Source organism: Ruegeria sp. BA2 (assembly GCF_056539605.1).
This window is the reverse complement of sequence record NZ_JBQFVE010000006.1, coordinates 237,888-251,010: the sequence shown is the minus strand read 5'-3', so window position 1 is coordinate 251,010 and position 13,123 is coordinate 237,888. Positions and strand designations below refer to the sequence as shown.

The 13,123-nt window shown below is 58.9% G+C and carries 13 protein-coding genes; 1 reads left to right on the top strand and 12 read right to left on the bottom strand.

Annotation, left to right across the window (positions count from 1 at the left end):
• Positions 1–27: 27 nt before the first annotated feature.
• From murB to ACR0NN_RS15170, 7 genes are all read right to left on the bottom strand, one after another.
• Positions 28–954: a UDP-N-acetylmuramate dehydrogenase gene (murB, locus tag ACR0NN_RS15200; protein ID WP_170723477.1), complete on the bottom strand. Its 927-nt coding sequence runs from the start codon at positions 952–954 to the stop codon at positions 28–30.
• A gap of 39 nt (positions 955–993) precedes the next feature.
• Complete coding sequence (locus ACR0NN_RS15195; protein WP_170683204.1) at positions 994–1,236, bottom strand: DUF2484 family protein; 243 nt, start codon at positions 1,234–1,236, stop codon at positions 994–996.
• Entirely contained in the window at positions 1,233–1,475 is a 243-nt protein-coding gene (locus tag ACR0NN_RS15190; protein WP_480684993.1) for a DUF2484 family protein, read from the bottom strand. Before ACR0NN_RS15190 ends, ACR0NN_RS15195 begins: the two co-directional genes overlap by 4 nt.
• A 10-nt stretch (positions 1,476–1,485) precedes the next feature.
• Positions 1,486–2,892 (bottom strand): UDP-N-acetylmuramate--L-alanine ligase, encoded by a 1,407-nt coding sequence (gene murC, locus ACR0NN_RS15185; protein ID WP_170723479.1) that lies wholly within the window; start codon positions 2,890–2,892, stop codon positions 1,486–1,488.
• Positions 2,889–3,986 (bottom strand): UDP-N-acetylglucosamine--N-acetylmuramyl-(pentapeptide) pyrophosphoryl-undecaprenol N-acetylglucosamine transferase, encoded by a 1,098-nt coding sequence (locus ACR0NN_RS15180; RefSeq protein ID WP_170723480.1) that lies wholly within the window; start codon positions 3,984–3,986, stop codon positions 2,889–2,891. Before ACR0NN_RS15180 ends, murC begins: the two co-directional genes overlap by 4 nt.
• Entirely contained in the window at positions 3,986–5,149 is a 1,164-nt protein-coding gene (gene ftsW / locus ACR0NN_RS15175; protein WP_170723481.1) for a putative lipid II flippase FtsW, read from the bottom strand. The genes ACR0NN_RS15180 and ftsW overlap by 1 nt, the downstream gene beginning before the upstream one ends.
• Before the next feature lie 231 nt (positions 5,150–5,380).
• The gene (locus ACR0NN_RS15170; RefSeq protein WP_170723482.1) at positions 5,381–5,716 is read right to left on the bottom strand and encodes a cupin domain-containing protein; all 336 of its coding nucleotides are present in this window, start codon (positions 5,714–5,716) and stop codon (positions 5,381–5,383) included.
• A gap of 194 nt (positions 5,717–5,910) precedes the next feature.
• On the opposite strand from ACR0NN_RS15170, the gene ACR0NN_RS15165 reads away from it, so the two are divergent.
• Entirely contained in the window at positions 5,911–7,089 is a 1,179-nt protein-coding gene (locus ACR0NN_RS15165; protein WP_170723483.1) for a BaiN/RdsA family NAD(P)/FAD-dependent oxidoreductase, read from the top strand.
• Here the strand turns inward: ACR0NN_RS15165 and ACR0NN_RS15160 are convergent.
• From ACR0NN_RS15160 to ACR0NN_RS15140, 5 genes are all read right to left on the bottom strand, one after another.
• Positions 7,086–7,460 (bottom strand): glycine zipper family protein, encoded by a 375-nt coding sequence (locus ACR0NN_RS15160; protein ID WP_480684990.1) that lies wholly within the window; start codon positions 7,458–7,460, stop codon positions 7,086–7,088. The two genes, ACR0NN_RS15165 and ACR0NN_RS15160, sit on opposite strands and share 4 nt — an antisense overlap.
• Positions 7,461–7,571: 111 nt before the next feature.
• Positions 7,572–8,966 carry a UDP-N-acetylmuramoyl-L-alanine--D-glutamate ligase gene (gene murD / locus ACR0NN_RS15155; protein ID WP_170723769.1) on the bottom strand — a complete coding sequence of 465 codons (1,395 nt, stop codon included), beginning with the start codon at positions 8,964–8,966 and terminating at the stop codon, positions 7,572–7,574.
• A gap of 147 nt (positions 8,967–9,113) precedes the next feature.
• Positions 9,114–10,196: a phospho-N-acetylmuramoyl-pentapeptide-transferase gene (gene mraY / locus ACR0NN_RS15150; protein WP_170723484.1), complete on the bottom strand. Its 1,083-nt coding sequence runs from the start codon at positions 10,194–10,196 to the stop codon at positions 9,114–9,116.
• Between the two features lie 34 nt (positions 10,197–10,230).
• Positions 10,231–11,625 carry a UDP-N-acetylmuramoyl-tripeptide--D-alanyl-D-alanine ligase gene (locus ACR0NN_RS15145; protein WP_170723485.1) on the bottom strand — a complete coding sequence of 465 codons (1,395 nt, stop codon included), beginning with the start codon at positions 11,623–11,625 and terminating at the stop codon, positions 10,231–10,233.
• Entirely contained in the window at positions 11,622–13,103 is a 1,482-nt protein-coding gene (locus tag ACR0NN_RS15140; RefSeq protein ID WP_480684988.1) for a UDP-N-acetylmuramoyl-L-alanyl-D-glutamate--2,6-diaminopimelate ligase, read from the bottom strand. Before ACR0NN_RS15140 ends, ACR0NN_RS15145 begins: the two co-directional genes overlap by 4 nt.
• Between the last annotated feature and the right edge of the window lie 20 nt (positions 13,104–13,123).

The following is a 13,123-nucleotide window of genomic DNA, read 5'->3' as shown; positions in this document are numbered from 1 at the left end:
CCTGATTGTGGTCTGACGGTTGGGGCTTTATTTTTCCAGCGGATCACCGACCCGCATGATTTCCCACTCTAGCGTGATGCCGCTTGTTTCGTAAACCTTTTTTCTGACTTCTTCGCCCAGACCTTCGAGGTCTGCAGCGGTTGCGTCACCGGTATTGATCAGGAAATTCGAATGCTTGGGGCTCATCTGAGCCCCACCTTTGGTCGCACCGCGCATGCCAGCGTCGTCGATAACCTTCCACGCCTTCAGATCATGCACATCGTCCGCGCGTCCAGTCGAAGAAAACCCGGCAGGATTGCGAAAAGTCGACCCCGCGCTGCGGTCTTTGGTGGGTTGGGTTTCGTCGCGCTTTTTCAGCTGTGTTTCCATGCGCGCATGCAGGTCGTCCGGATCACCCGAGAGGCCTTGGAGCGTTGCCGAGACCAGCACCGCGCCTTCGGGCAAGTCAGATTGACGATAGCGGAAGTTGAGGTCCTGCGGGGACAGGTCCATGACCTCTCCAGCCCGCGTAACGATAGTGGCCTTTTGCAGCACATCCGCCGTATAGCTGCCATAACAACCCGCGTTCATGCGCACCGCACCACCGATCGAACCCGGGATCGTGCGTAAGAAAGTCAGATCAACCCCCGCATCCGCCGCCTTGCGCGCCACATGCGCATCCAGCGCAGCCGCGCCTGTCGTAACGGTGTTGCCATCGACGGAGATACCGTTGAAGCCTCGGCCCAGACGGATCACCACGGCGCGCAGGCCCCCATCGCGGACGATGAGATTGGAACCGACGCCCATGGGGAAAATCGGAACATCGGCAGGAAGATCACACAGGAAGCTCTGTAAGTCTTCGATATCAGCGGGCTGGAACAGCACATCCGCAGGACCGCCGACGCGCAGCCATGTCAAATCGTTTAGCGAACGGTTTTCGGTGAGTGTACCGCGTGAAGTCGGATAGGTTCTCATGTTCATTAGATCGCGGATTTCGATTCTGATCGCAAGGCATCAAAGCTTGCGCCGCACCCAACGCCCAAGATAAATCACCGGCCAGCGCAGCACGGACATGCCTGCCGCTAGCACCAGCAGACCGATCCACGGACCATTCTCATAGGTAACGTAACCTAAAATGGGGACGCCCACGGCGATCAGGAAATAGGCTCGACGCCAGTGGTTGTCCTTGCTGGGCAGCATGGCGAGTATATTTGCGGTCACCCCCCAAATACCGGCGAGCGCGATCGACCAACTCATTCCGACACCTCCTGACCCGTCCATTTACGCCAGTAAAAGCGGATCGGGTTGCGGTACATCGAAACAAATGCGGCAATGGCCAGCGCTCCGATGAACCAGCCAAAGTCAAGGCTCAGCCACAGGATCAACGCCGGCGCGCTGGCAAACAACACAACGCCCGGTGGGAATTGCAGGCGCATAGGCAGCATCGCCACGATGGTTGAGGCGAGCACCCAGGCGCAAGCGATTATGAGCGACAATGCCAAGGGGTTAGCTCGCTTTGGCGATCAACCGATCGGGCAGACCATTGGCCCAGGCGCTAATCGTACCGGCGCCGAGGCAGACGACCATATCGCCCGGGCGCGCCTGCTCGCGCACAAGACGCTCAAGATCGCTTTCATCCAAGATGGCGCGCGCATGACGGTGACCGTGGCGGATCAGGCCCTGCACAAGATCATCGCGGCTGGCACCTTCGATCGGGTCCTCGCCTGCGGCAAAAACCTCGGCAATGGCCACCACGTCGGCGTCGTTGAAACAGGTGCAGAAATCATCAAATAGATTGGAAAGGCGCGAATATCGATGCGGCTGATGCACAGCGATGACGCGGCCTTCGGTTGCCTGACGCGCGGCCTTGAGGACAGCGGCGATTTCGACCGGATGGTGGCCGTAATCGTCGATGATGGTAACACCGTTGATTTCCCCAACCTTTGTAAAACGCCGGTTGACGCCGCCGAAATTGGCCAGCGCGTCGCGGATTTCCGAGGCTTTCATGCCCAGATGGCGGGCTACGGCGACGGCAGACAAGGCGTTCGAGACATTGTGGTCACCCGGCATCGGAAGGGTGCAGCCTTCGATCACCTTGTCTTCGTATTGCAGGTGAATGTCGAAATGCGCCACGCCGCCTTTGTAAGTCAGGTTTTCGGCCCGCACGTCGGCCTGTGCGTTGAACCCGTAGGTCCGCACGCGGCGATCAGTGATCCGGCCAACCAAAGCCTGCACTTCGGCGTGGTCAGTGCAGCACACAGCCAGGCCGTAGAACGGCAGGTTCGACACGAATTCGTGAAAGCCGTCACGCAGTTTGTCGAAATCACCCCAATGCTCCATATGCTCGGGGTCAATATTGGTGACGATCGCGATGGTTGCAGGTAAGCGGTTGAACGAACCGTCGCTCTCATCGGCCTCAACCACCATCCATTCACCCTGCCCCATTCGGGCGTTTGAGCCATAGGCGTGGATGATCCCGCCATTGATGACCGTCGGGTCGAAATCTCCGGCCACCATTAATTCTGCCATCATCGTCGTGGTAGTGGTCTTGCCGTGGGTTCCGGCAATGGCGATGTTCGAACGCAAGCGCATCAGTTCGGCCAGCATATCGGCGCGGCGAACTACCGGCAGGCCTTGAGCTCGCGCCTCGTCGAGTTCCGGGTTGCCCGGTTTGATTGCCGTCGAGACCACAACCACAGCTGCGTTCTGCAAGTTTTCGGCGCGTTGGCCTTCGAATATCTCAGCCCCCAATGCGGCCAGACGGTCTGTGATCTTTGACGCCTTCAGGTCCGAGCCCTGAACCCGGTAGCCAAGGTTCAAAAGTACCTCGGCAATGCCTGACATCCCGATGCCACCGATACCAACGAAGTGGATCGGTCCAACGTCCTGCGGCAGTTTGGTTGCTGGATTCATAAGGTCTCCTTCTGCGCCAGTTGTTCGACAAGGGCCACCAGTCGCTCGGTTGCGTCCGGAGCCCCGACCGATAGCGCGGCATGGGCCATTTGTTGTGCGGCTTCGGGGTTGGTGAGAACCGTGGTCATCTGCTCTGTCAGCGCGGCGACGTCAAGCGCATTTTCGGGGATCATGATCGCCCCGCCCGCCTGAACAAGCCCACGAGCATTGGCCGTCTGGTGATCGCCCGCGGCGGCTGCAAACGGGATCAGAATCGAGGGTCGCCCGATCACCGAGATATCGGCCACGCTGGACGCGCCAGACCGGCTGATCACCAGCTGCGCGTCTGACATGCGGCGGGGGACATCGTCAAAGAAAGGCTGTACGTCGGCGCGAATGCCGTGTTCAGCATAAAAAGCCTGAACCCGTTCACCATCTTCATCCCGCGCCTGATGTGAGACACGGATGAATGATCGCAAAAACTCGGGCAAAGCAGCAATGGCACCCGGGACAATGTCGCTGAGCACGCGCGCACCTTGCGACCCGCCTATGACGAGCACCGACATCGGGTAATCTCCGGGCGGGATATAGGGCGCTCCGTCCCGTTCCTGAACGGCAGCACGGACCGGGTTGCCGGTGTGAATGCCTTTGGCCCCGTCGGGCAGATCGGTGGGCCAGACACCGCAGGCGACCTGCGCCACACGGGTGGCAAACAGTTGGTTCACACGACCCAGAACACCGTTTTGTTCGTGGATCATACGGGGAACTTTCAGCAGCGTTGCTGCACCCAGCGCTGGGATCGTGGGATAGCCGCCAAATCCGACCACAACATCCGGCTTGTCGCGCATCATCTGCGCTGCCATGCCGGTCACGCCCGCAGCAATCTTTGGGCCCGCCATAACTTTCGCAGCCAGACCTCCTCGGGCGAAAGTCGCCGAGGAGGCTTCGGCAATCTCAACGCCATCAGGAAACGCGCCCGTATAGCGCGCGCCGCGTGGATCTGTCGACAGACGCACCCGCCAGCCCTTGGCCAGTATCGCCTCGGCCAGCGCTTGCGCGGGGAACATATGCCCCCCGGTGCCACCTGCCGCAATCAGAAGGTAGGGTTTGCTCATTAGCCACGTCCGCGCAGAATATCCCCTAGCTCGCCCTGCGGGCGGGTTCGGGTAAAGGCCAGCAACATGCCCACGGCGATGCCACCTGCGATCAGGGACGAGCCGCCATAGCTGACAAATGGCAGAGTCATGCCCTTGGCGGGCAAAAGACGTACAGCGACGCCCATGTTGATCATGGCCTGAACACCGAACATGCAGGCCAAACCGGTGCCTGCCAGACGAATGAACATATCCCGCTCGCGCATCAGCCGCAGCAGCGATCGCACCACGATCAGCGAATAAAGCGCGATGATGATGAGGACGAGGATCAGCCCATATTCCTCGGCCGCCACCGCAATGATGAAATCGGTATGCGCGTCGGGCAAAGACCATTTTACCTGTCCTTCGCCCACGCCGACGCCAAACAAACCGCCTTCGCGGATGGCGTTGGTGGCATATCCAAGCTGGGTTGTAGGATCGAGTTCCTGATTGAGGAAGCCATCAATCCGGCGCGCGAAGTGTTCGGAATTGGAGTAGGCAAACATGCCACCCAGGACCACGGCCCCTGCCATGCAGACCAACAGCAGCATCGGAGCACCGGCCACAAAATACATCACACCCCAGCCAAAGAGGATCAGACAGGCTTGTCCGAAATCAGGCTGCATCACCAGCATCGCGACGATCGCCATGCACAGTGCAAAGGACCAAAGCCGTCCGGGTGGGCCATTGATTTCCTGTGAGGCGGCCAGCAGCCATGCAGCTACAACAACAAAACCGGGCTTGAGAAATTCCGAAGGCTGCAGCGAAGCAAAGCCCAGCGAGTACCAACGCACCGCGCCCTTGCCAAAATCGGTGCCGAAGATCGGCAGAAAGGCCAATGCTATAAAGGCACCAAGGAAACCCAATATCGCCAGACGCCGAACCAACGTCGGCGACATCATCGAGGTGAGCAACATCGCGACCAGCGCCAGCCCGCCAAACAGGGCTTGACGCTCAACATAGTGAAACGGATCGAACCCGTTACGCCCAGCCAGCGGCGGCGAGGAGGCCAACCCCAGCAATAATCCGATGACAAACAGGATCAAAACGCAGGACATCGTCCAGCGGTCAATCGTGCGCCACCACTTTGGAAGAATCGGTTCGCCGCGCTGGTCCTGGACCGCGCCATACACCATCTCAGTCATGAGATACCGCCACTATCTGCCTCGTTAACGTCCCGTTTTCGGGATCTGATTGAGAGTCTACAGGGAATTTGGCGTTTGGGCTAGAGGAATGACGGGCAGAACCGGAATTCCCGCACTATGATCTGGTCGTTGCCGAACGCGCCTGCAATCAAGCTGCGCGTTCTGATCCGAGGGGCAATGAAGTGTGGTTATATCAACCGCCCCCCACGACCTTGTCCAAACAGCATAACGTCAGTCTTTGATGGGGTATCTGTCAGATTCTTCAAACACGTCGATCACCCGGGAACCCGCCTTGATGCGTCCGCCATGCTCTATTCCGGCCGGAATCGAGTAACTGTCACCTGGCAGATAAACTTTCGTGTCTCCACCAATTGTGAGCTCAATTTCGCCATCCACCACCGTACCCCACTGGGCACCATGTGAATGTAGTGGGAGCTCCATATCTTTGAAAAAAGTAAAAAAGGCGACCAAACCAGCATCAGATCGAACGACTGCTGTCTGCACGACATCTTCGGGAAATGGTACGTCCAGTCTTGGAAAGTCCGTAATGAAGTTTGGAAACCGCATAGTTTTATCCTTTAAACAATATCTAACGGGCGAACATTGGCACCGAGCTTAGCACGTCAGTGCGCAATGCTACTGAAATTCCGCATATCAGATGACACAAGCCCAGGTGCCAACCAGAAACTTAAAATATCCACACACGCACCGTTTTGGTTTGCGCTCTTGCCATCGCTCACAATCCACGCCATGCGCAGCACATGGATTTTGAGACGATCATTCTTGGTGCCGGTGCGGCCGGTATGATGTGCGCCGCTCATTGTGGCGCGCGGGTGCTGGTGATCGATCACGCCAAAGCGCCGGGCGAGAAAATCCGCATCTCGGGCGGAGGGCGGTGCAATTTCACTAATATGTATGCGGGGCCGGGCAACTTCCTGTCGCAAAATCCGCATTTCAGCAAATCAGCGCTGGCGCGATACACGCAGTGGGATTTCATTGAACTGATCGATCGCCATGGCATTGCATGGCATGAAAAAACGCTGGGGCAGCTGTTCTGCGACGGATCCTCGAAACAGATCATCCAGATGCTGCTGGACGAAATGGCCCGCGCAGGGGCCGAGCTTTGGGTGCAGACGTCGCTGCGCGATTTGCGCAAAACCGAGAACGGTTTTGCTTTGGACGTCGAACGAGAAGGCAAGCACATTCGTCTATCCTGTCGCAATCTGGTTCTGGCCACGGGCGGCAAGTCGATCCCGAAAATGGGCGCGACCGGGCTGGCTTATGACATCGTGCAACAATTCGGGCTGCAGATAACCGAGACACGAGCAGCACTGGTGCCCTTCACTTTCTCAGACGGGCGTTTCAAGGATTTGTCCGGCATCTCACTGCCTGCACGCCTATCCAACGAACGCACCAGTTTCGACGAGGCGGTGCTGTTTACGCATCGTGGGCTCAGCGGGCCATCGGTACTGCAGCTGTCATCATACTGGCGTGAGGGTGAGGCGATACGGGTCAACCTTATCCCCGAACTCCCTTTGTTCGAGCTGCTGCGTGAACAAAGACAAATTGCGGGTCGCAAGGCACTGACCAACGAATTGGCGCACCACCTGCCTACGCGGCTGGTGGATCACCTTAAGCATCAAATCCCAATGCAAGGCAATTTGGCGGACCAATCCGATGCAGCGCTGAGTGATCTGATCGACGCGCTGTCTAACTGGACGCTCACGCCCTCAGGCACCGAAGGCTATCGCACAGCCGAGGTCACTCTGGGCGGGATCGACACCAAAGGCTTGTCGTCCAAAACGATGGAGGCCAGGGATGTCCCCGGCCTCTATGCGATTGGTGAAGCGGTGGATGTCACCGGCTGGTTGGGTGGCTATAACTTCCAGTGGGCATGGTCATCAGGCCACGCCGCAGGTACAGCCATCGCCAGTCGTTAGCCGACCACGTTGTAGCCGCGTCCACGCATACAGTTGCGCACGATGACTTCCTTGTTCTGGTTCTTGTTAATCACATCGGCTCCAGCACCGACCAGAGCACCAGCAACAGCGGCGCGACCCAGATTGTCGCTGCTATCCTGAACGATGCCGGTCACGGCTGCCGCACCTGCAGCACCGATGGCCGCATTCCCTGCGGTCGATCCGTCAACACTGGCCTGTGAAGCTGCAAGCTGCTGGCACTGGAACAAGTCCGAGTTGTAGTTCGGGCCAACCGGACCATCAATTACGGGCTGATAGTTGGCTCCGGTATTCGTACAGGCTGCGGCAGCAAGCAGAGCGGGAACGACCAGAAGAAGTTTACGATTTGGCATATTCATGACCTCGTGTTGAATTTCCTGAAGGCAAAAACCAATGCGCAAGGCGCGTCAAGCAGATAGGCCACAGCTTGGCCGAACCGGCGATCTATTGCAAACGCATTGCTTTCAGAGGCGTTTTTTGACCTCGGCCACGAAATCATCGCCGCGCTGTTCGAAATTGTCATATTGGTCGAAACTGGCCGCAGCCGGGGCCAATAGCACGGTTTCTCCAGGCTGCGCGTCGGCCATGGCCTGTTCCACAGCGACAGCCATTGTGGTGCAGACTTGCGCCTCGGCCTCAAGCTGCATAGCAAAGCCTGCGGCCTCGCGCCCAATCACATAGGCTTTGATCACATGATCTCCTGCCGCGTTCAGCGCCTCAAGCCCGCCTTCTTTTTCAAGCCCTCCGCAGATCCAGCGAATCTTTTTGAATGCACTCAACGCTTTCAAAGCGCTGTCCACATTGGTGGCCTTTGAGTCGTTCACATAGGTCACACCGTCTGCCTCAGCGATGATCTGGCTGCGATGCGGCAAGCCCGGGAAACTATGCAGCGCGTCTTCGATCACGCGGGGGGCAAGGCCCAGCGAGCGACACGCAGCGTAGGCCGCGCAGGCATTCTGATGATTATGCGCGCCGGGCAGGCCTCTAATTTCGCGCAAGTCAATCGCCCCCGCCTGACGCCCCTTGCGATATTCCGACAAGAACCCCTTGCGGGCAAAGACCTGCCAGCCCGGCCCAACCAGCTTGCGTGTGACAGAGATGCGGATCACCCGGTCATCTGCAGGCCCTTCGGCCAGTTGACCGGCCAGAAACGCGCCCTCAGCCTCATCTATCCCGATGACCGCACGGTCAGGCCCGCCCTCAGCAAAGAGGCGACGTTTGGCGGCAAAATAGCCCCCCATACCTCCGTGCCGATCCAAATGATCCGGCGAGAGATTGGTGAACACCGCCACATCCGGGGTTAATGCGCGAGCCAGTTCGGTCTGATAGCTGGACAACTCCAAAACAACGACCGAGCCATCGCCACCCGGATCAATATCCAGCACTCCGCGCCCGATATTGCCCGCCAGTTGCGAGTCGCGCCCCGCCTCTGTCAGGATGTGATGGATCAGAGCTGCGGTGGTGGATTTGCCATTCGATCCGGTCACTGCAATCACCCGAGGCGGGGTGTCGTAGTTATGCCATTCAGGACCAGCGAAGGAGCGAAAGAACAGGCCGATATCATTGTCGACCGGAACGCCCGCCTCCAAAGCAGCAGCCACCACCGGATTCGGGGTGGGATAAAGATGTGGTATCCCGGGCGAAACGATCAAAGTTGCAATCTCATCAAACGCCCCGTGACGGCGTAGATCAACGCAAGCGAAGCCTTCACCCTCAGCCGCCTTACGCGCAGCCGGATTGTCATCCCAGCACACCGGCTCGGCGCCGCCTGCCCGCAACGCACGCGCCGTGGTCAGACCAGACCGACCCAGCCCCAGAACCGCAACTTTTTGCCCTGAATACCCTTTGACCGGGATCATGCCGCCACCTTCGTAGATCAGAATTTCGCGCCACACTGCACCGAAGGATTTCCCAAAGGCAAGGGCGTGTTCAGGCTCGCGCGGCAGCGCGAGCCGGGCCCAACGGGTGGCAGGCGGGCCGCAGGCCCTCCGAACCGGGCGGGAGCCTTAACGGACTTTCAGCGTCGCCAACCCGATCATCGCGAGGATCAGCGAGATGATCCAGAAACGGATCACGATGGTGGGTTCCGCCCAACCCTTTTTCTCATAATGGTGGTGGATCGGGGCCATCAGAAACACGCGCTTGCCGGTGCGTTTGAAGTACAGAACCTGGATGATCACGCTCAGCGCCTCGACCACGAACAGCCCCCCTACAACGGCCAGAACTAACTCGTGTTTCGTGGCAACGGCGATCGCGCCCAGTGCTCCTCCCAGCGCAAGTGATCCGGTGTCCCCCATGAAGACCGCAGCCGGGGGGGCATTGTACCACAAAAATCCCAAGCCTGCACCGAAGAGTGCCGAGGTAAAAATAAAGATCTCACCGGTGCCGGGTACGTAGTGCACGTCGAGATATTCGGTAAAGTCGACCCGACCCACCGCATAGGCAATGACGCCCAGCGTCGAAGCCGCGATCATCGCTGGCATGATGGCCAACCCGTCCAGACCGTCTGTCAGGTTTACCGCATTGGCGGCACCTACGATCACAATCACCGCAAATGGGATGTAAAACAAACCAAGATTGATCAAGGTATCCTTAAACACAGGAAGAGCGAGCTGATTTTGCAAGTCCGCAGGGTGGTGCAGTCCCGCCCAAAGCGACGCCAATACGGCAATCAACACACCCAGCGCCAACCGCGTCTTGCTCGAAACCCCCTTGGTATTCTGTTTCGATACTTTGGCATAATCATCGGCAAAACCAATTGCGGCGTATGCCAGCGTTACAAACAACACCATCCAAACATAAGGATTGTCCAATCGTGCCCAGATAAGGGTCGAGGTCACAAGCGCACCTACGATCAAGAGCCCACCCATCGTAGGAGTTCCTGCTTTGGACAGATGCGCCTCGGGGCCGTCATCGCGGATCGGTTGGCCTTTGCCTTGCCGCTTGCGCAACACGTTGATCAAGGGTTTTCCAAACAGAAATCCAAAGATCAGAGCTGTCAGAAAGGCTCCGCCTGCCCGAAACGTGATATAGCGGAAGAGGTTCCAAAAATCCCCTCCATCCGACAGGGCGGTTAACCAATAGAGCATACCAAAACCTTTCTCACACGGACATCATGGGCACTCACGGCTCAAGCGCGCCCCCTTGCCCCATTTTCCGCAGACCGTCAACAATCTGCGCCAAGGCCATGCTGAGCGAACCCTTGGCCAGCACCGCATCGCCATCGCGAATCAGACCGGGCAGATGCTCGGTCATCTCGGCGCTCGTCTCAGTCCAGAGCCCGCGCTTTTCTGTCGGCAGCGCCTGATGCAGCGCTTTCATCAGCGGACCAATGCAATGCACCTTATGGACTTGAGACATCGAGGCGACTTGGGCCATTGCAGCGTGCATCTCATGCTCTTGTGCGCCCAGTTCTTTCATGTCGCCTAGAAACGCGATCTTGTGCTTGCCTGTCGAAGCAGCCAGCACATCCAAAGCTGCCTCCATTGATGCCGGGTTGGCGTTGTAGCTGTCGTCCAGCAGCTCGATCTGAGCTCCACTCGGCAGCGCAATCACCTCGCGCACCCCGCGTCCTTTTACGGGGGTCCAACGGCGCAGGCCTGCGATGGCTTGATCCAAATCGACGCCAAGTTCGACACAGGCTGCCAAAGCTCCCAACCCGTTCATGGCGAAATGCTTGCCCGCAGACTGAACATCGAAAGAAATATCGCGATCGGCAACCCGGCCCTGCGCCCGCAGGCTGTCCGGGCCTTGGTCTACATGTATCAGTGTATAGTCATTGGCCGTACTGCCAAACTCGACGATTTTGGCGCCCTTGGCCTGTGCGCAACTGTGCAGAATACCCGAATGCTCGATATCCGCGTTCACGATCGCCGTTCCACCTTCGGTCAGACCGTCAAAGATCGCGGCCTTTTCGTGGGCGATGCCAGCGACCGAGTCGAAAGCTTCGAGGTGCACCGCAGCCACTGTGGTCACCAGCGCTACATGCGGCTGGGCCTGACGGGCCAATGGAGCAATCTCGCCCGGATGGTTCATGCCGATTTCAATGACGGCGAACTCGGCATCGGCGGGCATCCGCGCCAGTGTCAGCGGCACCCCCCAATGGTTATTGTAGCTGGCGACGCTGGCATGGGTATTACCTTGGGATTCCAGAATGCTGGCCAGCATTTCTTTGGTCGATGTCTTGCCGACGCTGCCAGTTACCCCCACCACGCGCGCCGCCGTCCGGGCACGAGCGGCCTGCCCCAACCCCTCAAGCGCGGTTTGCACGTCTTCGACGATCAAAAGCGGCGCACCCTCGGGCAGGCCGTCAGGGACACGCGACACCAGAGCGGCACCCGCGCCCTTTTCCAGTGCTTGCGCGACAAAATCATGGCCGTCACGGGCGGCTTTAAGAGCCACAAACAGATCCCCGGGCTGCAATGTGCGGGTATCGATGGAAACGCCGTTCACCTGCCAGTCAGTTGTGGCACGACCGTTAGTGGCCTCTGCCGCCTCGGCTGCGGTCCAGAGCGTCATGCGACCCTCCCGTCCAAAGCAGCGACTGAGATACTGGCCTGTTCGACATCATCGAATGGTAGCACCTGATCACCGACGATCTGGCCGGTTTCATGGCCCTTGCCAGCAATCAAAAGCGCATCACCGGGTTGCAGCGCATCGATACCGCGCAGGATCGCCTCGGCCCGGTCGCCAACCTCAGTGGCTTCCGGTGCGCCGAGCATGACCGCAGCGCGAATGGCAGCCGGGTCTTCGCTACGTGGGTTGTCATCGGTGATAAAGACCAAATCGGCGTTTTCTGCCGCCGCCTGCCCCATGAGCGGGCGTTTCGTGGCGTCGCGGTCACCGCCCGCGCCAACGATAGCGATCAGTCGGCCCATGACGTGAGGGCGCATTGCTTTCAGCGCGGTGGCGACGGCATCGGGCGTATGGGCATAATCGACAAAGACCGCTGCACCATTGTCGCGCGTGGCGGCTAGCTGCATGCGGCCTCGAACCGTCGTCAGGTGCGGTAGGGTTTCGAAAACGCGGTCGGGGTCTTCCCCGGCGGCGATCACAAGGCCACAGGCCAGCAAGACGTTTTCGGCCTGAAACCCGCCGATCAGGTTCAGGCGGGTTTGGTGGGGCTTGCCCTTCCAAGCAAAGCGCAGGTCCTGCCCGGTTGCATCAAAGCGTTGATTCAAAAGACATAGATCTGCGCCTTCGGGTCCTACGGTTACAACATTCTGCCCACGCGCTTCCGCGATCTTGCGTACCTCGGCCCCTTTGGGATCGCTAAGGTTAATCACCGCGACCCCATCCTCGGGCAGTACCCGATCAAACAATCCAGCTTTGGCGGCAAAATACGCTTCGAACGTGGCGTGATAGTCCAGATGGTCCTGCGTGAAGTTCGAAAATCCTGCCGCGGTCAGATGCACCCCGTCCAGTCGGCGTTGTTCGAGCCCGTGGGATGAGGCCTCCATCGCCGCATGAGTCACTCCATTCTTGGCAGCTTCGGCAAGACAGCGGTGGAGCGTGATCGGTTCGGGCGTGGTATGAGCCAGCGGGGCGGTCCATGCGCCCTCAACCCCGGTGGTGCCCAGATTGACTGCGGCCAGATCAAGTTCGCTCCAGATTTGGCGGACGAAACTGGCCACGGACGTTTTACCGTTGGTGCCCGTGACCGCCACAATTGTCTTCGGTTGTGCGCCGAACCATAGCGCTGCTGCACCCGCAAGCGCTTGGCGCGGGTCTTCGGTGACGATCAGGGCAACGTCGAAGGCCCCCAATTCCTCGGCAGCAATTTCCGCCCCTTCAGCATCCGTCAGGATGGCAGCGGCGCCCATACGCAGAGCGAACTGAATGAACTCGCCGCCATGGACACGGGTGCCAGGAAGGGCCGCGAAGAGAAAGCCGTCTTTCACCTCGCGGCTATCGAAAGCCAGACCAGTGATGTCGGGATTAGCCCCACCCCGTGCGGTCAGGGCCAGTTCGCTGAGTTTCTTTGACTGATCACCCATGCCCCACCTTTCGCCGGACA